Source organism: Haladaptatus pallidirubidus, assembly GCF_020700235.1.
Taxonomy (GTDB): domain Archaea; phylum Halobacteriota; class Halobacteria; order Halobacteriales; family Haladaptataceae; genus Haladaptatus; species Haladaptatus pallidirubidus.
Genome location: NZ_CP085301.1, coordinates 3078778 through 3099092, shown reverse-complemented (window position 1 = coordinate 3099092; position 20315 = coordinate 3078778). Strand labels below are relative to the sequence as shown.

22 protein-coding genes and 1 tRNA gene are annotated in these 20315 nt (G+C 59.5%); 8 read left to right on the top strand and 15 right to left on the bottom strand.

The features are described 5' to 3' along the window. Positions 1-29: 29 nt before the first annotated feature. Positions 30-1169, bottom strand: coding sequence for an MFS transporter (locus LIX15_RS16665; RefSeq protein WP_227776915.1), 1140 nt, complete (start codon positions 1167-1169; stop codon positions 30-32). Positions 1170-1313: 144 nt separating this feature from the next. Further along, positions 1314-2669, bottom strand: a complete 1356-nt coding sequence (locus tag LIX15_RS16660) for a polysaccharide deacetylase family protein (protein WP_227774321.1) — start codon at positions 2667-2669, stop codon at positions 1314-1316. 155 nt (positions 2670-2824) lie between these two features. Between LIX15_RS16660 and LIX15_RS33105 the strand changes: the two genes are divergently transcribed. Continuing rightward, positions 2825-2992 carry an HVO_0758 family zinc finger protein gene (locus LIX15_RS33105; protein WP_303657534.1) on the top strand — a complete coding sequence of 56 codons (168 nt, stop codon included), beginning with the start codon at positions 2825-2827 and terminating at the stop codon, positions 2990-2992. A 36-nt stretch (positions 2993-3028) separates the two neighbouring features. On the opposite strand, the gene LIX15_RS16655 is transcribed toward LIX15_RS33105, so the two are convergent. The 3 genes from LIX15_RS16655 to LIX15_RS16645 form a co-directional block, all read right to left on the bottom strand. After that, positions 3029-4117 (bottom strand): aldo/keto reductase, encoded by a 1089-nt coding sequence (locus tag LIX15_RS16655; RefSeq protein ID WP_227774319.1) that lies wholly within the window; start codon positions 4115-4117, stop codon positions 3029-3031. A gap of 473 nt (positions 4118-4590) precedes the next feature. After that, a complete protein-coding gene (gene sppA, locus LIX15_RS16650; RefSeq protein WP_227774317.1) occupies positions 4591-5601 on the bottom strand; it encodes a signal peptide peptidase SppA in 1011 nt (336 codons plus the stop codon). A 57-nt stretch (positions 5602-5658) separates the two neighbouring features. Beyond that, positions 5659-6522 carry a coiled-coil protein gene (locus LIX15_RS16645; RefSeq protein WP_227774315.1) on the bottom strand — a complete coding sequence of 288 codons (864 nt, stop codon included), beginning with the start codon at positions 6520-6522 and terminating at the stop codon, positions 5659-5661. A gap of 414 nt (positions 6523-6936) precedes the next feature. Between LIX15_RS16645 and LIX15_RS16640 the strand changes: the two genes are divergently transcribed. The 3 genes from LIX15_RS16640 (at position 6937) to LIX15_RS16630 (ending at position 8584) form a co-directional block, all read left to right on the top strand. Next, positions 6937-7092, top strand: coding sequence for a hypothetical protein (locus LIX15_RS16640; RefSeq protein ID WP_227774313.1), 156 nt, complete (start codon positions 6937-6939; stop codon positions 7090-7092). A 32-nt stretch (positions 7093-7124) separates the two neighbouring features. Continuing rightward, positions 7125-7541, top strand: coding sequence for a DUF371 domain-containing protein (locus tag LIX15_RS16635; protein WP_227774311.1), 417 nt, complete (start codon positions 7125-7127; stop codon positions 7539-7541). Positions 7542-7780: 239 nt separating this feature from the next. Beyond that, the gene (locus LIX15_RS16630; protein WP_227774309.1) at positions 7781-8584 is read left to right on the top strand and encodes an endonuclease III domain-containing protein; all 804 of its coding nucleotides are present in this window, start codon (positions 7781-7783) and stop codon (positions 8582-8584) included. Here the strand turns inward: LIX15_RS16630 and LIX15_RS16625 are convergent, their stop codons facing one another. Then, positions 8585-9976, bottom strand: coding sequence for an NAD-dependent succinate-semialdehyde dehydrogenase (locus LIX15_RS16625; RefSeq protein WP_227774307.1), 1392 nt, complete (start codon positions 9974-9976; stop codon positions 8585-8587). Between the two features lie 323 nt (positions 9977-10299). On the opposite strand from LIX15_RS16625, the gene LIX15_RS16620 reads away from it, so the two are divergent. After that, positions 10300-11526, top strand: a complete 1227-nt coding sequence (locus LIX15_RS16620) for a cation:proton antiporter (protein WP_227774306.1) — start codon at positions 10300-10302, stop codon at positions 11524-11526. A 78-nt stretch (positions 11527-11604) separates the two neighbouring features. On the opposite strand, the gene LIX15_RS16615 is transcribed toward LIX15_RS16620, so the two are convergent. Further along, complete coding sequence (locus LIX15_RS16615; protein WP_227774301.1) at positions 11605-12156, bottom strand: DUF7097 family protein; 552 nt, start codon at positions 12154-12156, stop codon at positions 11605-11607. A 61-nt stretch (positions 12157-12217) separates the two neighbouring features. Between LIX15_RS16615 and LIX15_RS16610 the strand changes: the two genes are divergently transcribed. Then, positions 12218-12559 (top strand): DUF192 domain-containing protein, encoded by a 342-nt coding sequence (locus tag LIX15_RS16610; RefSeq protein WP_227774299.1) that lies wholly within the window; start codon positions 12218-12220, stop codon positions 12557-12559. Positions 12560-12571: 12 nt separating this feature from the next. Here the strand turns inward: LIX15_RS16610 and LIX15_RS16605 are convergent, their stop codons facing one another. Continuing rightward, entirely contained in the window at positions 12572-13000 is a 429-nt protein-coding gene (locus LIX15_RS16605; protein WP_227774298.1) for a CopG family ribbon-helix-helix protein, read from the bottom strand. A gap of 39 nt (positions 13001-13039) precedes the next feature. Next, the gene (locus tag LIX15_RS16600) at positions 13040-14095 is read right to left on the bottom strand and encodes a S66 family peptidase (protein WP_227774296.1); all 1056 of its coding nucleotides are present in this window, start codon (positions 14093-14095) and stop codon (positions 13040-13042) included. A gap of 159 nt (positions 14096-14254) precedes the next feature. Here LIX15_RS16600 and LIX15_RS16595 point away from each other — a divergent pair, with 159 nt between their 5' ends. After that, positions 14255-14653, top strand: a complete 399-nt coding sequence (locus tag LIX15_RS16595; RefSeq protein ID WP_227774294.1) for a hypothetical protein — start codon at positions 14255-14257, stop codon at positions 14651-14653. A gap of 440 nt (positions 14654-15093) precedes the next feature. Here LIX15_RS16595 and LIX15_RS16590 read toward each other — a convergent pair. Then, positions 15094-15178, bottom strand: a tRNA-Ser gene (locus LIX15_RS16590). Positions 15179-15280: 102 nt separating this feature from the next. Between LIX15_RS16590 and LIX15_RS16585 the strand changes: the two genes are divergently transcribed. Further along, on the top strand, positions 15281-16231 hold the full coding sequence (locus tag LIX15_RS16585; RefSeq protein ID WP_227774292.1) for an AAA family ATPase: 951 nt from the start codon (positions 15281-15283) through the stop codon (positions 16229-16231). Between the two features lie 29 nt (positions 16232-16260). Here the strand turns inward: LIX15_RS16585 and LIX15_RS16580 are convergent, their stop codons facing one another. The 5 genes from LIX15_RS16580 to LIX15_RS16560 all read right to left on the bottom strand — a co-directional run bounded on the left by LIX15_RS16580 (position 16261) and on the right by LIX15_RS16560 (position 20268). After that, positions 16261-16800 carry a GNAT family N-acetyltransferase gene (locus LIX15_RS16580; RefSeq protein WP_227774290.1) on the bottom strand — a complete coding sequence of 180 codons (540 nt, stop codon included), beginning with the start codon at positions 16798-16800 and terminating at the stop codon, positions 16261-16263. A gap of 69 nt (positions 16801-16869) precedes the next feature. After that, complete coding sequence (locus tag LIX15_RS16575) at positions 16870-17502, bottom strand: DUF7519 family protein (RefSeq protein ID WP_227774288.1); 633 nt, start codon at positions 17500-17502, stop codon at positions 16870-16872. Continuing rightward, positions 17499-18770, bottom strand: coding sequence for a DUF58 domain-containing protein (locus LIX15_RS16570; protein ID WP_227774286.1), 1272 nt, complete (start codon positions 18768-18770; stop codon positions 17499-17501). The genes LIX15_RS16575 and LIX15_RS16570 overlap by 4 nt, the downstream gene beginning before the upstream one ends. Then, a complete protein-coding gene (locus LIX15_RS16565; protein ID WP_227774284.1) occupies positions 18767-19336 on the bottom strand; it encodes a DUF7269 family protein in 570 nt (189 codons plus the stop codon). Before LIX15_RS16565 ends, LIX15_RS16570 begins: the two co-directional genes overlap by 4 nt. Further along, a complete protein-coding gene (locus LIX15_RS16560; protein WP_227774282.1) occupies positions 19333-20268 on the bottom strand; it encodes a DUF4129 domain-containing protein in 936 nt (311 codons plus the stop codon). Before LIX15_RS16560 ends, LIX15_RS16565 begins: the two co-directional genes overlap by 4 nt. Positions 20269-20315: the final 47 nt, after the last annotated feature.

Genomic DNA, 20315 nt, shown 5'->3' with positions numbered 1-20315 from the left:
ACGATACAGGTCTGTCGAACGGTGTCGGACTAACTCGTCACCGCCCCGGTCGGCAGTCGGTTCGACCGGTGAAGAACGAGGAGGACGGCAAAGATGACGAACAAGGCGACCGAAAACGCACGGAACACGTCGTTGAACGCGAAGCCTGCATCTCGGAGTGCCCCGACGACCGAACTCCCCGACGCCTGCACGACCATCATGATTCCGCTGTACAGTGCGTAGGCGCTGGCACGGTTTTCGTCCGGAAGTGAATCCAACATGTAGGTGTCGAGCGCCGGAAAGAGGCAGTGAATGACGTATCCGAGGACGATGGTTACGACGACGATTGCGGCGAGACTCTGCACCGCGGTCATCGCCAACAGGCAGGCGGCGAATGCGCCGAGGATGCTGAGCATGAGCGGAACGTGCGGCAGTCGGTCCGCGAGTCGTCCCGTGAGCCAGAACGCCGGGACGCCCGCCGCGAAGACGACGGTAAGCATGGTCCGCGCCGTGCTCGGTTCGAGACCTTTGGCCTGCAGATACGTCGGATAAAAGTTGAACAGGCCGTTCCAGACGAATCCCGTCGCGCCGATGATGGCGACTCCGCTGAGGATGATGGGCCATTGACGGCGGAACGCCGCCCACAGGTCGCGGTCTGCCGACCCCGCATCGGGAAGGGCGGTTCGGCGCGCGATGACGAAAAAGACGGCCGTCGTGACTGCCGCCATCACACCGACGAATCCGACGACGCCTCGCCAGCCAATCGGGGCCAACATGGCCCCGACGAACAGCGGCGCGGCAACCGCCGCGAGTTGACTCGCAGTACCGTGGATGCCGATTGCTCGTCCGACGCGCTCGGGATACAGTTCGCTCACGAGGGGATTTGCGGCGATGAAGTACGCACCGCTGGAAACGCCCATCAAGAACGCACCCGCGCCGAGCATCGGAATCGAATCGGCGACTGCGGTGAACGCCGCAGACCCGGTCAACAGAACACCGGTACCGAGCACGACGTAGTGTCGCGGAACGCGGGTGAGCAAGTAACCCGTCGGGATTCGCGGGAGGGCACTTCCGAGCCAAACCAGCGTAGCGATGAGTCCGACGGTGGCGTCGCCGACGGTGAACGCATCCTTGAGCGGTTCGAGAAGGGGAGCGAACACCACTCGTGCAAAATTGACTAAAAAGACCATCGAGCTAAGCGACGCAAAGAGGCGGCCACGGGACACGTAGAGTGATTTCGAGAGGGGACAGTCAAACCTTCCGAAACGGGCAACCGCAACGTCACTAATTGTAATATGTGGTAGAGTTCTCACCCACCAAACGTAACTGACTGCCTACTGTTTAGCGCGCCGCATTCGCCAGAGGTCGGAGAAGGTGATAACCTCGATATCTGATGTGTTGTCGATGTACGCGAGAAGTTTTTTGTAGTCCGCAACAGGCATCGTGTCGTCGTTTTCAAAATCGTGGAAATTCAAGATGCCACAATTCAGATATTTTTCGACGTTATCGACGACTTGCTTCGAAATTTCCAAGTTCTCTCCAATCGTCCGGGGAAGGACAAGCGGGTCGAAACCGTGAACACCGGTTGTGTTGATGTTACCAGATTGGTTCATTCCACCCATGTAATGATACTTTTGGATAACATCGAGTGCAGTGTCGTCATAACTATTTCCCGGGTAGACGACGAAGTTCGCGCCGTCGAACTCGTGGTCGATAAGCCACTGCTTGTTTCGTCGGAGAATACCCTCCAATTTAGACTCAGAAATTTCGTCGAACTCATTTTTAACGCTTCCATGTGCGACGATTTCATCGCCTTTCGACTGGCGCTCATGTAACTCATCAAGAGACATAAAATCGTTATTTTCAACGGCTTCTGGTTTCGGTGGGTGTGTCAAAACGGCAGGCAAATCGTACTTGTCGTGGACGGATGCGGCGTGTTGATAGTAGCTTCGTTTACCGTCGTCCCAACTGAGGATGATGTATCCCTTATCCGGTTTCGGATGGAAGCGAAGATCGTCCACCCATGCCTCGACGTCGTCACTCGTCGCATTGGTTATTTGCAATTTAATCCGAGAGATGTTCGCCAAATCCGGCCCGGTTTCGCTGGTTCCGAATATACCGGGACAGGTCCGAAACCATCCAATATCCGGGGTTCGGTAGGTAATGCTCCGGAGTTCCAGTACGGCATGGTTTCCATCCGTATCGTACAAATAAATGTAGAATCCGATTTTCGACGGTGTGGTTGTTCGAATCATTGCCGAAACGTCGCGGTTGGAGAAATCCATCGGTTCGTCCAGTCGCCGTTGGAGAATCACGTGATGGCCGTCCTGACCAGTCAATTTGAGGCTCTGTGACCCGGTTCGTTTCATCTTCGTGTCGGTCATTTTCTCGCCTTCTTGTGCTTCCCACAGGTCGGGGTCTCCGAACGTATCGAAACTCGTTCCAGGCGAACCGTACCGTTTCCTGCTATTGTACTCCGTGCGGAGGGTCGGCTCCGGTTCCGCAGTCGTTGTTTGTGCCGTTGTCGTGCCAGCCATTTCCGAGGCTCCGTCGGTCGTTGCCGACGTTGATGATGTATTCATCGTCTCACCGGAAGCATCATTAAAACAACCAGCGAGGAACGCAGTCGTGCTTACACCAATAAATTGAAGAAATCGACGTTGGAGAATTTCAGGAAGGCTGTCATCCATGTCGGAAATCAGGCAATCAAGTGTAAAAATTCTAACGATGAAATGATCGCAGTATAAAACATGTGAAACGGCTAAAAAACAAAATCACAGTTATTATCTTCATTTTGACCTGTCTGCCCATACCTATTTACCACATAACAATGTATGATAGATTGATGCAATCAGTCCGAAGTGGTCTACGAAAGGGGAAAGTCGAGAAAGACACATACGGGCGGTTGTCGTGCTCCACATGCCGGAAATCACTCACAACGCAAAACGACCCTGACGAAATTTTCTCGGTTCGGTCGTGTCCGGAGTGTGAAAATCAGTGGAAAGTAATCTAAAATCGACTTTTATTGCTGCGACCAACGAGTTCCAACTCATTCAAAGACTGCGTCGAAGGCGTTTGCACCCAACGGGTCGAAGCGACCGGCATCCAGATTCTCCTCGACGTGAGCCGCGTCGCTCGCACCGACGAGCGAACAGGTTACGCCGGGTGCACTCCGAGCGAAGTTGATCGCCTGTTGGGCGGTCGTGTCGCCGTTCAGGCGCTCTGCCACGTCGTCCGGTAGTTCCTCGGCAAGGTCTCCCTGGGCGATGCTCGCGCTGGTCATCACGTTCAATCCCGCTTCGTGGGCGAACCAGAGCGCGCTCTGGTCACCCTCCGGCCCGTCTTGGGATTCGACGGTGAACGCGTCGGCCATAACGACGTTGAAGGGGAGTTGCACGACCCGGAAATGCGTCGTCGTGTTTTCGGCCGCTTTCGCCGCGTTTCGTGCGCGGGAGACGACCTCCCGAAGCGAGAGGTAGTCGTCGCGTCCCCGCGGAACCCGCAGACCGGTCCACGTCGCGATGCCGTAGTGGCGAATGTCGCCCTCGTCGGCGCGCTCTTCGAGTCGAGTGAACGTGGCTTCGAGTTGGTCGTACAGTTCCTCCTCGGATTTTTCGAGCAGTTGCGTCTCCGGATTGTGGACGTAGTAGCAGTCGATGGTGTCCACCCCTAGATTGTCGAGCGACCGATTCAGTTGGTCGTCGATGTATTCGGGAGCAATACAGTGACTGCCGCGAACGAGGTCGTTCCGCTTGATGAGTCCGGAATCGACGTACTCCTCTGTGACGAACGCGCCCGGATTGTCCGGTCGGTCGCCGTCGAACGGTACGAACCCACCCTTCGTCGCGACGAACACCGATTCGCGGTCAACGTTGCTGTCGGCGATGGCCTGCCCGACCACGCGTTCGCTTCGCTGACAGCGGTAGTTGATGGCGGTGTCGAGCACGTTGATGCCGCCCGACAGCGCCGTCGTAATCGCGTTGTGATACGCCTCGTCAACCTCGTCGGTCGGGTCGCCGAGGTACGTTCCCATACCGATGCTCGACACCGCGAAGTCGCCGAGTTGGCGGAAGTAGGTTCGTCCGAACTCGTCGCCGTGTTCGTTCCGATAGGCGTGGGTTCCGGATTCTGTGGCCATGGAACACGGTAGTCGGTAGTGAGGTAAAAGGACGGGGTTGATGGATTCTCTGTGGGGTGTCGTTTTCGTGGTGTTCGCCGCTCTCGGGTTCTGCTTTCGATTGTCGAGGTTCGTTCTGAGACAGCAGTGATTACGGGATTTTCAGGAAGTATCTCGCTAGCTACTGCCGACTCCAATGAAACCGTCTCCGCAACCTCCACTGCCTCCGCAACTGCAGACGGGCGAGTGCGACACACTCGCCCGCCAAGTGACTAGTCGGTCTTGCCATCGGTTTCGGTAGGACAAATTGCTGACGAAAACGGTTCATCAAATTTGAATTGGGCGGGCAGGCCGTGGCCTGCCCGCCCTGCGGTTGCGGAGACGGTTTCATTGGAGTTGGCATCAGTAGTCGCGACCGAAACGAAATGGACAGTAGTCGCCACACGACCAAACCCAATCACGTAAATAGTCTCTCTAAATCATCACAGTCGTCCCTATCGAACGCGAAATTCGAAGCCCTCCACCCGCTTGCTCTCGTCTCCACCCAACACGCTCGCCACACCGGCACCGAACGAGTAGGCCACGCTCTGCGCGCCGACGTTCAGTCGCTCGCGCAGTGGTTGGCGCGGTTCGAATTCCTGTACCGAAACTTCGGGAACGCCCAACCGTTCCGCGATTCGCTCCTCCACATCTTCGCGCGTGCCGAGTTCGTCAACGAGGCCGAGGTCGTGGGCTTCGTCGCCGAGGTACACGCGAGCCTCCGTCTCGCGCACCGTTTCGGCGTCCAAATCTCTCCCGGCGGTTACGCGCCGGACGAAATCGTCGTACAGGCCGTCGATGAGACCCTGAAGATATTCGCGTTCGTCCTCGCCGATTTCCTTCAGCGAGACGCCCGCGTCCTTGTATTTGCCCGCCGCGAATCGCTCGTAGGAGAGACCGAGTCTGTCCGCCAGATCCGCGGCGTTCACCCGCGACCCGATGACACCGATACTCCCGACGAGGCTTGCGTCGCGGGCGAACATCTCGTCGCAGCCGCTGGCAATCCAGTAGCCGCCGCTCGCACACACGTCCGTCGCGTAGGCGACTGTCGGCCCTTCGAAGCGTTCCGCCGCGAGGCGAATGTCCTCACTCGGGACAACTTCGCCACCCGGCGTGTTCAGTCGAAGCAGGAGCGCTTGTGCGTTCGAATCTTCGTCAGCCTTCTCGATTTGCTCCACGATGGCGTCCGCAGGCGTTCCGCTTCTCGACGGAACGCCGCCGCGACCGTCCCGACTGATTGGCCCGGAGACGGCGACTTCCGCTACGTCGTAGTCCGGAAATCGGTGCGCCGCGAGTCGTCCCACGAATCGCGCGCCGAGGACGCCGGTGACGACCACGAGCAGGATGCCGAACAGTTCGACGAGCGAGTCCGGGACGGCGTAAAACAGCAACCACGCGACCGCCAGCGTTAGCACTATCCCGACGAAGACGACAAGACGGCGTCGCCCCTGTGAGTTGTTTGCCATTCGAGAAAATGCGTGTTCGACCGCGTTAAACGTTCGCCGTTAGAGAATCCGCAGAACTTAGAGCAGACCCGTCTTCTGGAGCTTCATCAAGTCCTCGGTGTCGAGGGTTTCGCCTTCCTTGAACTGCTGGTAGATTTCCTCGGCCTCGGCCTTGGCTTCTTCTCGCTCCTTGGCCTTCTCGGACTTGCGCTCCTTTTCTTCTTTCTTGTCGAGTTCGCGCAGACGCTTCTGGACGCGGACGAAGTCCTCGTGGTGCTGGTCGGCGGCCTCTTGGGCCTCCACGAAGCTTTCGTGCATCTCGTCGGCATCGTCGCGGATGTCGTCGGCCTCTCGGTAGGCCTCGATCATCTTATTGTGGTGCTGCTGAGCGCTGTCCGCGAGTTCCGTCACCTTCTCGTGGTGGGTGCTCGCTTCGGCGCGAACTTCCTCCGCCTCTTCGACCAGTTCCTCAAGGTCGTCGCTCTGTTCGAGCTTTCCCTTGCGGCTCTGGTACTCGTCGCGTTTGGCCTCGATTTTCTCGATGAGTTCGCGCTCGTCCTCGGTGGACAGCACTTCGGTCTGCTGTTTGAACTCGAGTTCTTCGATTTCCTTCTTGAGCTGTTCGAGGTCTTTGCCCTCGTCGAGTTCGAGGTCGGACTTGCGGTCTTCGACCTGCTCGAACAGCTTGTTCGCTTCCGCGTTGAGTTCGTTGCGCAGTTTTTTGTGTTCCTGAACCTGCTCGTTCAGTTCGTCGCGCTTTTCGCGGTGTTCCTGCGCTTCGTCCACCTTCTCTCGCGTCTTTGCGTTAAGGTCGTCACGCTTAGACGCGCGTTTGCTCGCCTTCTGATTCAGCTCGTTCCGTCGGTCCCGGAGCTGTCCTGCGAGTTTAATGAGTTCACCTTTCGACTTGTTCTGAAGATCCTCTTCTGTTACGCTTACCATTCTTAGTTAAACCTCGGTTCCTTCCGCTCCGGTGCACGAGAGCGTCGCTACTGTGCTTTGATAACCAACCAGCCGAGTACAATATTCCCGTATCATTGGTTGACGCGCGGTGCTACCGTGACGCCGGAAGCGTTCAGGTACTACCAGATATTCGGTATAGATATTTAAAGGTTGTGCCCTCAAAATATGTGTAAACGCCTAGCACGCGCCCCAAAACCCGTGGAAACGGTTGACACACGTCGAAACAGGGGTATATAAATAACGGGTAGCGTACGCAAGTGATTATCATCATCCACCGAGAAAATCCAGCGCAGTAGTTGTCGAAAACCAAGGACGGACGGCTTCTCCCCTACACTTTCACTTTCACTCCGGACACGGGTCGATTTAACGTGGGTAGCACGCCAAGGATGGTGTATGATTGAAACCCTGCGATGTGCGTGCGAAGCGGCCGGGTGTGACCGCGACCTCGCCGAGCAGCAGTTGATGCTCACGATGGAGACGGACGCAGGAACGCGCCACGCCTACGAATGTGATTGTGGCGCAGTGACGATCACCATTACAAAAGGATGACCCTGAAGTAGTCCCCGCTGAAAGCGGACTGCATGAAAGAAGTGATTCACGCACGCGGGCACGAGAACGTGACCGCCGAACACGCGAGTACCTTCGAGGTCACGACGGACGATTTTCTCACGCCCGCCGGAGACTGCATTCTCGCCGTTGAGGCCGACCGCGCTCCCGCCGATTTCGACCCCGAATTTGTCGAGGCCTGCCGAGATACCGACGCCACGATTACGACGATCATCGAGGCCGACGGCCACGAAGAAACCGTTTCCGGGCACGGACATCCCGACCTCGAACTCGGCAGCGACCGGAGTATAGTCGGGCGAACCAGCGACTACGTCGATGAACGGACGTTCGTCGTCGGGTGTGAGTTCGCCGCCGAGGGGTTCGGCAGGGAACTCGTCTCGGCGTTGGCGGAAGGTGCAGACGTTACGGTGACTGTCCGGGTTGAGTCGTGAAAGGGCAGTGCAGGCACTCGAATCATCGATCTTTATTCCCACGAGCAGTAGCCGACTCCAATGAGACCGCACCGCGTCCTCCCCAGCCTCTTCGCTCACTCCGGAAGAGGAGACCTCTTCCGTGCTCTCGCTCGTCCCTCACGCGAGTCGTTCACTACGCTCACTCCCGCGCGCCGACAGCAGAATTGGAAATCGCGCTCGCCGGAACCTAATTGAAAACTCCGTCCTAATTTCCCCGCATGAGCGACGACCCGGAACCCGCGGAGAACATCAGCGGGGGAGCGGAGGGCGGTGGTATTGCCACCAAATTCGAACCGAAAGACGCGGAAACCCGCACCGAGGAGGTCATCAACCGCCTCGGCAAACTGTACTGGCAGAAAACCTACGGCGGGCAGGACGCCTTCACCTGCCTCGTCCGAACCGTATTGAGCCAGAACACCAGCGACGTGGCCAGCCAACCGGCCTACGACGACCTGATGGAGCGATACGCCGGGGACGACTTCGCCGAAAGCCTCGCCCGCGCAGACCACGCCGAACTCGCGGACACGATTCGCTCGGCAGGTCTCTACAACCAGAAAGCCGACGTGCTCATCGAAGCGGGCGAGCACGTCCTCGCGGAGTACGGCAGTGCGACTGATTTCGACCGATTCGTCACCGAAGAGGAATCGAGCGAGGTTCGGAGTACCCTCCTCGATATGAACGGCGTCGGGCCGAAAACCGCGGACTGCGTCCTGCTGTTTTCCGGCGGACGGGCGGGCGTCTTTCCGGTCGATACGCACGTCCATCGAATCTATCGGCGACTCGGCATCGCGCGCACCGACGCCAACCACGAGGAGGTGCGGGAAGTGTTGGAGCGCGACGTTCCGGCGGAAAAATGCGGCTTCGGACACACGGCGAGCATTCAGTTCGGGCGGGAGTACTGCGCCGCTAGAAAGCCCGCGTGTCTGGATGGCCCCGAAGCTTGTCCGATGTCGGATTTGTGCGAGCAGGTCGGTGTGGATGTGGAGGCCGGGGAAGTGGTTGACCCGGCGGATGCAGACTGATTACTCCACCATTTCGTCGGTGTCCGAAACGTCCGTCACCCACATCGTCTTTTTATTGGTGAACTCGTGAATCCCGTGGTGGGCGAGTTCGCGCCCGTAACCCGAATCCTTGACGCCGCCGAACGGCAGTCGCGGGTCGGATTTCACGAGTTCGTTGACGAACACCATCCCGGCCTCGATTTCGCGGGCGACCTCCTTCGCCTGCTTTTTGTCCTGCGTCCAGATGCTCGCGCCGAGTCCGAACCGGGTTTTGTTGGCGCGCTCGATTGCCTCTTCCGTATCGCCGACACGAAACACCGACGCGACTGGACCGAACATCTCTTCTTCCCCAGCGGGACTATCGTCCGGCACGTCCGTCAGAACCGTCGGCGGGTAGTACGCACCCTCGCGGTCGAGGGGTTCGCCGCCGAGTTCGAGGGTCGCACCCGCTTCGATACTGTCTTCGACTTGTTCGTGGAGGCCTTCCATCAAATCCTCGCGGGCCTGCGGCCCGATGTCCGTGTCCTCGTCCATCGGGTCGCCGATGGTCATCGACTCCATCTCCTCGGTGAACCGTTCCAGGAACTCGTCGTACGCGTCCTCATGGACGACGAACCGCTTCGCCGCGATGCAGGACTGCCCGTTGTTGAGACACCGGGCTTGTGCGCCGGTCGTCGCCGCGTCCTCGATGTCCGCGTCGGGGAGCACGACGAACGGGTCGCTTCCGCCCAGTTCGAGGACGGACTTTTTCAAACTCCCGCCCGCGTTTTCGCCGATAGACCGCCCCGCCCCCGTGCTTCCGGTAAGCGTCGTCGCCGCGATTCGTTCGTCCGTGATAATGTCCTCGACGGTGTCGGAGCCGACGAGAAGCGTGGTGAACGCACCCTCCGGGTAGCCCGCCTCCTCGAACACCTCCTGGATTGCGAGGGCGCACTGCGGGACGTTCGATGCGTGTTTCAACAGGCCGACGTTGCCCGCCGTGAGGTTTGGCGCGGCGAACCGGAACACCTGCCAGAACGGGAAGTTCCACGGCATCACCGCCAGCACCGGGCCGAGCGGTTCGTAGGAAATATAGCTTTCCACCCCCGGTTCCGTGCCGATGCGTTCGTCCTGTAGGAACTCCCCGGCGTGTTCGGCGTAGTAGTCGCAGACCCACGCACATTTTTCCACCTCGGAAACCGCACTACTGACGGGTTTGCCCATCTCCTTCGTCATCATCTCGGCGTATTTTTGCTTGTTCTCGCGCAAAACGTCGCCAGCCTTCGAGAGAAGTCGCTGGCGCTCCTCGATGGGACGTTCTTTCCACTCCTCGTAGGTTTCGTGCGCGTGCTGGAGTTTCTCGTCAACCGATGTTTCGTCGTCCGCATCGAACGTCTCCAGCACCTCCTCGGTCGCCGGATTGAGACTTTCCATAGTCGGTGAACATCGCCGATTCCCATGTACGCTTTGGCGGGAAATGCAAGGTCGGAAGGGAGCACATTCTAATAAATTCAAACAATTTCAAATAGTATGTATTGCCATCCAAAGGCCATTCGGCGCTGAAGGTCAAAGACACCAGGAGAGACGGAGGTAAACGCAGCCTCCGACATCTAACGCCGCTCCGCTTTCCGTCGTTTAGGGGGAGTCAATCTCTCATTTCCGATCATACGCGCCGCATACTTATCATGACAGTCGCCGACACTCTTCGACACATGAGATTCGAGCGTGACGGAAAACCCACCCAGAGGAAATCCTAAATGTCCTCACTCCAGCTCTTCCTCATCATCGGGGCGAGTCTCCTCCTCTCGCTGATTCTGAGCGAGGTGTTCGAACGACTCGGCGAACCCGGGTTTCTCGGCGAAATCGTCGCAGGTATCCTGCTCGGCCCGTCCGTACTGATGCTCATCAGCAACACGAATCAGAACAACCCGTTTATCCTCATCGCGACCATCGGCGGCCTGCTACTGTTTTTCGACGCGGGCTACCAGCAAATCAGCTTAGACCAACTGCTCGCGGCGTTTCGACCGGTGTTGATAATCGGCCTTTCGGGCGTCATCATTCCCTTCGTCGTCGGCTACGCAATCGGAACCGGATACGGGTTCAGACTCGAATCGAGCCTCTATCTCGGCCTCATTCTCTCCGTTACTTCTGTTTCCATCGTCGTCCGAACCCTCCTCTCGCTCGACAAGCTCGACACCCAGTACGGGCGCTGGATACTCGGCGCGTCGGCGGTGGACGACGTTATCGGTCTCCTCGGCATCTCGATTCTCCCGCTGTTTTTCGTCGGCGGGGGCGCGAGCGCGACCGTTACGGCGCTCGGACTCGCGGGCCTCTTTTTCGTTGCCTTAGGTATTTTCTACAAATTCCTCCTCGACCCGATTGCGAATCTGCTCGCAAAATCTGAGGTGGACCAAGCGGATTTCATCGGCATCCTCGGCCTGCTGTTCGTGTTCGGTTACGCCTCCGATGCGGTGAACCTCTCTTATTTCATCGGCGCGCTCGCAATCGGACTCATCGTTTCCACGAATAAACGACTCGAAGGAAAGGCTCTCCAGTCGAACATCTACGGTATCGCCTACGGTGTGTTCATTCCGCTCTACTTCGTCGCCATCGGAGCGCGGATGAACCTCGCCGATTTGACGCTTAACTCGTTCGTCGTCGTGTTCGCCGTCCTCGGTCTGTTCTCGAACTTTATCGCGGGCTACGTCGGCAACCGCCTCGCTGGAGGCCCGCAGGAACATTCGCTGATTTTCGGGTTCGCCCTGCTTCCGCGCTCCGAGTCGGGAATCGCAATCGTCGCGCTCGGCGTTTCACAGGGAATCGTCGGAAACCGGATTTTCGTCGCCTATCTGGTCGTCTTCGTTATCTCCGTGCTTTTGACTCCCTCGCTGTTGAAACGGGCGGTCAACCGCGCCGAGGCGAAAAAAGAAACACAGTCGGGGAATTCAGGGCAGTCAGCGCAATCCGGTCAATCGGACGGGTAGGCGTGTGAACCGGTTTCAGCGGATTGACCGACCGCCAAAATTGGCGGTCGGTCACCGGAACGCTCGTCCGTTATTCAATTATTCCGCCGAACTATCGCTTTCAGAGTCCGACAGGTCGTAGCGATTCGCCGCGGATTCGAACCCCGTTTCCATCTGCTCTTTGCTCCGACGACCTTCCGCTTCCGCTATCGCCTCCGGGTCGGGATTCACGTCGTCGTCGATTCGCGCCCACGATTTGTGGACTTTCGCGTGACACCAGCGACAGAGGTAGACCGTAATCTCGTGGCTCAACGTTTCGCCGTCGCTCGCGTAGGAAAGGTGGTGCTCTTCCAGCAGCGGTCGCTCGTCGGAGTGGGCCATCCGGCGTTCTTCGATTCCACAACGAATACACTGGCGCTCCCGATTTCGGCATCGGAAATGCGGGCAGTCGCCCCAGTTCCAATCGCCGTCCGGATTCGCAACCGGACATGCAAACTCCTCTTTCCGTCGATTTTCGGCAAATTTGGGGTCGTATTGCGGGTACTCGAAGGCGTATCGACACCGCCCCTCGTCGGTCAGGTGATCACAGATTCCGACGTGGTCGTAGGGGTCGTCCACTCCCACAGCGGTTCCCGACGGGGTTTTCTCCATAGTAGAGTCGTGGCGTCGCCCTCGCACAAAAGTTTTGTCTCCCTCCCGAGGAGTGTGTGTCGTGCGCGTCGTACACGAATCCGATGGCAAGTCGCAACCGCTCGCAGAAAACGTCGAGACGGCGGACTCGTTTCTCTCCCAAGCCCGCGGCCTGATGTTCCGGCGATCGATTCCGGACGACTACGCGCTGGCGTTTCGGTTCGACGATGCCGCCTCACGGGACGTACACATGGTGTTCGTCCCGTTCGCGCTGGACGTGATTTGGACGTACGGCGGGGAAGTCCAGCAGGTCGAACGGCTTTCGGCGTGGACCGGATTGGCGAAGGCGAATACCCTGTTCGAACTTCCGGCGGGACGCGCGTCGGACGTGACAGTCGGCGATTCGGTTCGATTGGTCGAGTAAGAACGCGAGAAATTAGTTCGCGTCGGGGAACGGCGTAAATCCGTCTACGGGCGTGACGGAGTAATCGACGGTGAGGGTGTCCTGCGTCGCGCGAATTTTTCCGACGAAGGTGGAAATCTCTTCGAGCATCCCTTCGAGGACGAACAGTTCCATGCAGTAGTGGTCGCCGACGTGATTGTGGAAGTTCGACGCGACGAGTCCTTCGTGTTCGTGACGGAGTTGCATCATTCGTTCCTCCACGTTCGTCGTCTCGTAGTCGAACATCACCGTGACGACGCCCATGAGTTTGCGATCTTCGAGTCTGCGGTCTTCGAACTCGCCGAGGAGGTTTCGACTAGCCTCGCGGACGACTTCGCTTCGTCCGGTGTAGCCGTGTTCGTCAGCGAACTGATCGATTCGTTTGAGCAGTTCGTCCGGCATGGAGACGCTTACGACGGTCATGTATTAACTGAGTCCCCATTCGCTATTAGAACCTTGTTATCAGTATTCGAACTCGATTCGCTCGCGTTCGGGGTCAACGGTAACTTTCGCGCCGACCGGAATCGACGCGACGGGGGCGGTGTGCCCGAAGTCCAGGTCGAAGACGATCGGCGTGTCTGGGTTGTACTCGGCCACGAGGTCGGCGATTGCCTCGCGCTGGCGTTGGCGGTACGCCTCGCGCTCGTCCGGAGTTCGCTCGACCTCCATCGACCGTGCTTTCGCCCGCCCGACGAGTACCGCCGAAAACCGCGAGAGGAGGCCGCGCTCTCCCATCCCCATCAGCACCCACCGCACGTCGAACTCGCTCGGCAGTTCCTCGGACGTTTCGAGCAGGAGAACTGCTCCGGCGAGTTCCTCCGGGTCGGGCAGGTAGCGATTAACCGACAGTTGGATGTCCACGACCTCTAAGCAGCCTCCCCACGTTCGACCCGTGACTCGCTCGCTTCCGCCGCGCCATCGCCACCCCGAATTGGCTTCCGTCTCGCGGTGCCGGTCGAGGTTTTCCGGGTCCGCCCAGTCCAAATCCTCGTCGGTGAACCTCCCGGCGGGACGGAGTTCGCCGAACGAATCGTCGAACATAGCACGTTCCAAGTATTCGACGGTGTAGTCGTGCATCGACCCCTGCATGGCAAATTCCGTGAACAGCAGGCCGCCGTAGAAGGAGACGATACCCTCGTTCCAGAGCACGGTCTGCAGGTTGGTGTTGTCGCTCGTGCCGTAGAATCGCGTCGGATTTTCGTGGAGTACGTCCGTGTCGAGATACGGTAGGATTCGCACTTGATCGGCCCCGCCGATAACGGCGACGACACCCGCGATGTCGGGGTCGGCGAAAGCGTCCATCACGTCCTGCGCACGCGCTTCAGGGTGGTCGTACAGCCAGTCGGGTGACTTCATCGCAGTCGGAAATTCGACCGGATTCAAGCCGAACTCCGATTCCAGACGCCTCAATCCTAGTTCGTAGACGTGCGGAAACAGACTCGCGTGGCTGGTTCCGGGTGCGACGATGGCGACGTTGTCTCCCGGTTCGAGCGCTGGCGGGACGGTAAAATCGCTCATCCGAAATACATTTGTAAGAACGAACAAATATTTTCCCCACCCTCTTCAGGGTGCTTATTATTCCTAACTATCTGTTAATCGAGGCCGTAATCGACAGTGTCGCCCTATTTCGCGCTTAACCGTGCCATAACAAAGTCGGACGTTATCGTTCGTAAATCCATGTCAAACCGCTCCGTGGGGGGATACGGAACTACCGATGAGTGGTCAACTCTCGCCCCGAAACGAGTGTGGTTGCTAGCGGTACTCATCGGAGGAAAGACGCTCGATGCCGTGAGCACCGTCACCGTCCTCCACCTCCGCGACGACGTGTTCGAATCCGTCTGGCTCACGCGGACGCTGATGGAGACGTTCGGGCGAGTCGAGGGGTCGCTCATCACGCTCGTTTTCGCCGTCATCGGCGTAGCGATTCTCGCGGAAAGCGGTTTGGCCATCAAACGACTTCTCCCGGACGACTGGACGCCCGACGGCTATCCCGCCGCGTTCCGAACCACGACCTACATCGCCGCGGGCGCGTGGTACGGCCTTCTCGGGGTTCACAACTTCTTGTTGTTGTTCTGAATCCGTGTGAATCACCGTATTCGGCGCGCGAGAAACGCACGAGGGACGAGCGAATGAAATGAGCGAGGAGGCTGGGGAGGACGAGGCATACGAGGTTTCTCTGAAACCTCGAAAGTGAGCGGTGAAACCGCGAGCAAGCGGTGGCGGTCATTTGGAGTCGTGACTTGCCAGAAGCTAATCGAATAAAAACGACCACAGGAACCAGTTTAGTTATTCATCCCATTTTCACTCACGAACGTTTCGACTGGTCATTTTTGCGCCTTAAAAATACGCCGAGAGGGAGATTTGAACCACGCCCAGACGTTCCTGCTCACCTCGCTCCTTTCAGTCGCTCGGTTGCGCAGGCTTGCGTCTGGTCTACTTCAAATTCCCTGTGCGTTCTCTCAGTCGCGGTGGCGAGGACACGCTACGCGGTGCTCACCGGCTTGCTCCTGAGAGAACGCCGAGAGGGAGATTTGAACTCCCGTGTCCGTGAGGACAGCAGATTTCGAATCTGCCGCCTTGGCCGGGCTAGGCTATCTCGGCTCATCTCACAGTACCGCGGTGGTGCCTTTATGGGTTTCGATTTATCGAACCCAAACGCTACTGACCATCACATTAAAATCACTGGCCGTCGCGGGATATTTCATGGACGTTACAGACGCGAACGCACAAAGCGATTCCGTCCTCGACGCGATCGGAACCGCCGTCATCGCCGACCGCGAGTTTCTCGAAACGGTTCTCCTCGGCGTGATGGCACAGGGTCACGTCCTCTTAGAAGACGTACCCGGAACCGGAAAAACCCTCACTGCCCGGAGTTTCGCTTCTGCCCTCGGCCTCTCCTTTAGCCGCGTGCAGTTCACCCCCGACCTCCTCCCAGCGGACGTGACGGGTACCCACGTCTTCAACGAGCAAGACCGCGAGTTCGAGTTCAACGAAGGCCCAATCTTCGCCAACGTCGTCCTCGCCGACGAAATCAACCGCGCGCCGCCGAAGACGCAAGCCGCCCTCCTCGAAGCGATGGAGGAACAACAGGTCACCGTGGACGGCGACACCCGCGAACTCCCGAAGCCGTTCTTCGTCATCGCAACGCAGAACCCCGTCGAACAGGAAGGAACCTTCCCGCTCCCCGAAGCGCAAGTTGACCGGTTTGCGGTTAAAACCAGCCTCGGCTACCCCGACAAGGACGGGGAAATCGAACTCCTTCGTCGCCGTGCGAGTCGCCACAGCCAGAGTCCGAGCGTCGAAACCGTGCTCGACAACCAACTCGTCACCGACCTCCAGTCCGTTCCCGAAACGGTGCGCGTCGAAGAAGACCTCATCGAGTACATGGCTAGTATCGCTCGCGAAACCCGCGACGACCGCCGGGTCGAAGTTGGCGTCTCGCCGCGCGGTACCCAACGATTGTTCGAGGCGACCCGCGCCCGCGCCGCCATGCAGGGCCGGGAGTTCGTCACCCCCGACGACGTAAAGCGAGTCGCCTATCCCGTCCTCGCCCACCGGGTCGTCCTCACGCCCGACGCGAAGGTGAACAACGTACGAAAGGACGAAATCGTCGAATCGGTGCTGGACAGCGTTCCGGTGCCGACGGTTGAATGAGATAGGGCGCTCGCTTATTTTTGTTCGCGTCACTCACGACGGAGGAGTCCGTACTGGACCATATCGCGGTGTGCGCCGTCGACGAACATGAATTTGCGCCGACGTCCCTCTTCTTCGAATCCGAGCGATTCCAGCAGGCCGCGAGAAGCGTCGTTGAAATCGTAGGCTTCCGCGCCGATGGCCGGGGCGTCGTACTGCCGAAACGCGTAGTCGATGACCATGGAAACGGCCTCTTTACCGTAGCCCTCCCCCTGCATCTCCGGAACGAGCCAGTAGCCGAGTTCGGGGCGTTTCCAGTCGGCGTCCATAACCGTCACTTCGCCAATCCGCGTTACATCGGCGTCGTCGGGTTGTCCCGGACTCGCCTCATCCCCCTCAACACAAACGAGAAATCGGTCGGAGCTTCCGTCCTCTATGTGCTCTTCCAGCTGCGTTCGGTTCATCAAACGATTGCCGATGGGGTACCGAAGTTCGGGGTTCGTCGACGCACGCTGGACGAATCGAACATCCTCTTCCTCGACCGTTCTGAGCGTGATTCGCTCACCGCGTTGGACGTATGCTCCGGGCATGATACCACTGTTTGTGGAATTCGGTAAATGTTTTCTGCGATGAAATAGACCTGCGGTGACGGGTGACGATTACGCCCGCAGTGCCGACGTCAGCGCAAGTGCCGCAATCAACAGGAACACCAATGCGGTCATCGGTTGCCCGCCGCTTCCGAGCAGATACATCGCGTAGCCGACACCGCCCGCGGAAATCGCAATCACGGTGCTCGCCGCGGCATGCATGATTTCAAGGGTTTGGGTGTCCGCCTCCCGACCCAACTGCTCGCCGACGTTGATGGCCTGTTCGCCGAAATCCCACGCCAGCACGGTGGCCATCGTACCGGGAATCAGTAGTTCGGCCGGTGCGGCGGCTACGCCCCCGTCTAATACTCCGACGAGAAGGGAAAAGCTTCCAATCGTAACGGCCCTGCGCGATCCGCGAACGACGCCGAGCGCGACCAGCGCAAGGCCGAGCGCGCCGCCGACCGAGCCGACAGTGCCGAAGAACGCGCTCGTTCCGAAGGCAACCGACGCCGCAATGATGGCGAGCAGTTGGCTCACGCGGGCGGGCGAGCGGTCGATTTCGGCTGTCTGCGGCTTCGATTCGGTTTCCGAATCCGTCTCGGTTGTATCCCCTTCTGCCGCGTTCGACGCCGTTTTACTCCCGTCCGTCGCGTCGATTTCCACCGGCTCTTTTTCGACCATCTTTGACTCCGTCTCGCTCATCGTCGCCACCTCCGGTTCGCCCGGGCCATCGTGATTCCGAGCGAATCGTCGGTGTCCCAGTCCACGACTCGGATGCCGCTCGCTCGGAGCGACTGAAGCCGACGCCGACGTTCCGCCCACGCGAGTCGCTGACCCGTCGTCGCGTCGGTCGTCGGATCGGGACTGATGACGGTCACGGCGTGGCCGGTGGCGTCGAGTCGTCGGGCGATTTCCGGGGCGAAGGGATCGCAGAGCGGCGAGAAGAACACCACCTGTGCGTCCGACGGCAGTCGTCGCCTCAGCCATCGCAGTTTCAGGGTGGAGTAGAACGCTCCCTCGGGCGGCTTTTGTGAAAATGCCGGTGCGTGCGAGAGCAGTTCTCTCGCCTCCGCTCGGTGGTACTCGCCGGTTCCGGGCGAAAGCCACAGTTCTTCGGGACCGAACGCTGCGATTCCGACCCGGTCACCGTTGTCGAGCAGGGCACTAAAGGCATCGCCGACGGCTCGAATCGAGTGTTCGACGGCACCGGGGTCGTCCAAGTCGTGCGTCAAATAGGCGTCGGCGCGAACGTCCACGAGCAGGACGACCGTCGCGGTTTGTTCCTCTCGAAATTCGACCGTCGTCAGTTCGCCGGTTCGCGCCTTTCGCTTCCAGTCGATGCGCGAGAGCGGGTCGCCGGGGCGATACTCCCGGGTGGCGAAGAACTCGACGCCGGTTCCGCCCTCGCGGGTCGCAATCTGGCCTGTGTGTCGAATCGTCTGTTCGCGAAGGGGAACGTCCTCCGCCGTGGTTTCGAAGTGCGGCGTGCAGGTAATCGTCGTTTCGCCCGCGAGTTCGAACTCGCGTTCGACCGCGCCGCTGAAATCGCGGGCCAACACCTGCGCCGGGTCGAAGGCGTGTTCGCCGCGAACCGACTCGACGGTGTAGGAAAACACCGCCTTCTTGCCGGGGCGGAGTGCGGTTCCGAGACGGGGCGACCCCGCGGTCACTCGCAGTCCTTCCGGGACGCCGTCGGTGACTCTGATGTCGGGGAGCGTTTTTTCTCCCGTATTTTCGACCGTCACCTCGATTCGGATTTCGTCGCCGGGTTGTGGTTCGGAGTCGCCGACGGTTCTCGTCAAATCGAGGTTCGTGGATGGCGGCGTCGCAGTTCGGGCGTAAGCCGCGAACGCGACGCCGATTACACCCGCGAGAAGCGCCTCCGGGCTCCCGAATATCGTTCCCACCGCCGCGGCGAGGAGCGCGATTGCGCTCACGCCGTACCAGCGGTTCGTCTCTCGAACCGTCATCGGGTTTCCTCCACGTATTCGGACACTGCGTCGGCGGTTCGGCGCGCGCGATGCTGGAACGTCGTCTGTCCGCCGAGCGACTGGCGGAACCACTCGCGCCACGACCGACGCGGTGCGGACGGCCCGCCGAGGAAGGCCGCGGCTTCGTCGTCGTCCGTCCACTCACCGGTTTCCACCTGCGCCCGCGCCTCGTCCCTCGAACACCCTTCACGCTGAACGATTGCTTCGACGAGCGAAGATTCGAGAGTAGCCCTGATCTTTTTTCGCGCGCGGAACCGCTCCTTTCGCGCCCCGGAATGGACTTTCAGGAGTCGCTCGTCGAATTCGGTTCCTGGCGTGGGGAGCGTTACGTTCGTCTCCGGGTCGCCGGTTTCGGCCTGCAAGAGGTCGCGATTTCGTCTGCCTTGGACGACGCGCAGTCCCTGGACGAGCGTCAGCACACCCACGAGTTTCACGAAAATCGCACCCGCCGAAAGGAATCCGGCGAGTTCTGGGGCGAATACGACCGCAAGCCCTCCTCCGATTGCGAGGATGCCGACGACGGTTACCAGCGGTCGGTCTTTCATTCGTCGTCCTCCGCGTAGGTTCGCTCGATTCGACGAAGGGCGGCCACGGCCCGCCCTTCGCGCTCGCCGGTCGCATCTTCGCCGCCGTATCGCACTTCCTCGAAGATGTTGGTTAGTTCCGTTACGTCCTCGCGGGCGATTCCGGCCTCCACAGCGGCCGCGGCGAACTCGCCCGGCGTACTCGATTTCGGGTCTGAAACGTCGAGATGCGTCGTCATCTCGCGCCACGCGCGGTACACTTCGTTTTCGACGCTCGCGTCGGACTCGATTCTGTCCGCCGCGTCGCCCGCCGCGCGTCCGACCGCGGCGACGTCCTCCTCTCCGGGTGCTTCCTCGACCGACGCCGTTTCCGGTTCGTTCCCGCTGGAACTCTTTACGAGCAGGGCGAGCGCGCCGATGAGGGCGATTCCGAGAACGACGAACAGCACCGCGGAGGGCGTCGTCACGCTCGTCGTGCCGTCGGCCGAACCGAGGGAACCACCGCCCGGTAGGGAAGAACTCAAATTCATCGAGAAAGGTGAACTGCTTTTGCCACCGGACGGTACCGTGCACGCGGTCAACAGGGCGTGGAGAAGCAACAGCGGGATGCCGACAGGACCGATGACGGCGATAGCTCCGAGAGTACCCATCCGCCGGTATCCGATTCCCGCGACGAACAAGAATACACCGAGGAGAAGCGCTATCGCAGTGGGTGAGTCGAGAGTCGGATAGCACGGAAACTCAAACGGTGATGACAGTCCGCCCCTTTCAGCCCCGTCCCTGTTCGAGGGGTCATCATCCTCTTCGAAACCAAAACTCGGGCCAGTTCCCGTACCGATGCCGCCACCGCCGCCATCGGTCGTGACGGCGTTGTTCAGCGTCGCGGCGGCGAGAGCGATAGCGAGTACGCAGAGGAGAGCGAGAACGAGGGTACGGGCGGTATCGGAGTCCACGGTAGCAAGTAGCGGGATTGAAAACTTAGGCTTTCTGTCTCCTTGTC

Bases quoted from the DNA above. Each gene is read 5' to 3' on its own strand.
- LIX15_RS16570 (WP_227774286.1), bottom strand. From the start codon at position 18,770: ATGACGGTTCGAGAGACGAACCGCTGGTACGGCGTGAGCGCAATCGCG.
- LIX15_RS16575 (WP_227774288.1), bottom strand. From the start codon at position 17,502: ATGAGCGAGACGGAGTCAAAGATGGTCGAAAAAGAGCCGGTGGAAATC.
- LIX15_RS16580 (WP_227774290.1), bottom strand. From the start codon at position 16,800: ATGCCCGGAGCATACGTCCAACGCGGTGAGCGAATCACGCTCAGAACG.
- LIX15_RS16655 (WP_227774319.1), bottom strand. From the start codon at position 4,117: ATGGCCACAGAATCCGGAACCCACGCCTATCGGAACGAACACGGCGAC.
- LIX15_RS16615 (WP_227774301.1), bottom strand. From the start codon at position 12,156: ATGGAGAAAACCCCGTCGGGAACCGCTGTGGGAGTGGACGACCCCTAC.
- LIX15_RS16625 (WP_227774307.1), bottom strand. From the start codon at position 9,976: ATGGAAAGTCTCAATCCGGCGACCGAGGAGGTGCTGGAGACGTTCGAT.
- LIX15_RS16595 (WP_227774294.1), top strand. From the start codon at position 14,255: ATGTCAAACCGCTCCGTGGGGGGATACGGAACTACCGATGAGTGGTCA.
- LIX15_RS16645 (WP_227774315.1), bottom strand. From the start codon at position 6,522: ATGGTAAGCGTAACAGAAGAGGATCTTCAGAACAAGTCGAAAGGTGAA.
- LIX15_RS16630 (WP_227774309.1), top strand. From the start codon at position 7,781: ATGAGCGACGACCCGGAACCCGCGGAGAACATCAGCGGGGGAGCGGAG.
- LIX15_RS16605 (WP_227774298.1), bottom strand. From the start codon at position 13,000: ATGACCGTCGTAAGCGTCTCCATGCCGGACGAACTGCTCAAACGAATC.
- LIX15_RS33105 (WP_303657534.1), top strand. From the start codon at position 2,825: ATGCAATCAGTCCGAAGTGGTCTACGAAAGGGGAAAGTCGAGAAAGAC.
- LIX15_RS16660 (WP_227774321.1), bottom strand. From the start codon at position 2,669: ATGGATGACAGCCTTCCTGAAATTCTCCAACGTCGATTTCTTCAATTT.
- LIX15_RS16585 (WP_227774292.1), top strand. From the start codon at position 15,281: ATGGACGTTACAGACGCGAACGCACAAAGCGATTCCGTCCTCGACGCG.
- LIX15_RS16665 (WP_227776915.1), bottom strand. From the start codon at position 1,169: ATGGTCTTTTTAGTCAATTTTGCACGAGTGGTGTTCGCTCCCCTTCTC.
- LIX15_RS16640 (WP_227774313.1), top strand. From the start codon at position 6,937: ATGATTGAAACCCTGCGATGTGCGTGCGAAGCGGCCGGGTGTGACCGC.
- sppA (WP_227774317.1), bottom strand. From the start codon at position 5,601: ATGGCAAACAACTCACAGGGGCGACGCCGTCTTGTCGTCTTCGTCGGG.
- LIX15_RS16635 (WP_227774311.1), top strand. From the start codon at position 7,125: ATGAAAGAAGTGATTCACGCACGCGGGCACGAGAACGTGACCGCCGAA.
- LIX15_RS16620 (WP_227774306.1), top strand. From the start codon at position 10,300: ATGTCCTCACTCCAGCTCTTCCTCATCATCGGGGCGAGTCTCCTCCTC.
- LIX15_RS16600 (WP_227774296.1), bottom strand. From the start codon at position 14,095: ATGAGCGATTTTACCGTCCCGCCAGCGCTCGAACCGGGAGACAACGTC.
- LIX15_RS16565 (WP_227774284.1), bottom strand. From the start codon at position 19,336: ATGAAAGACCGACCGCTGGTAACCGTCGTCGGCATCCTCGCAATCGGA.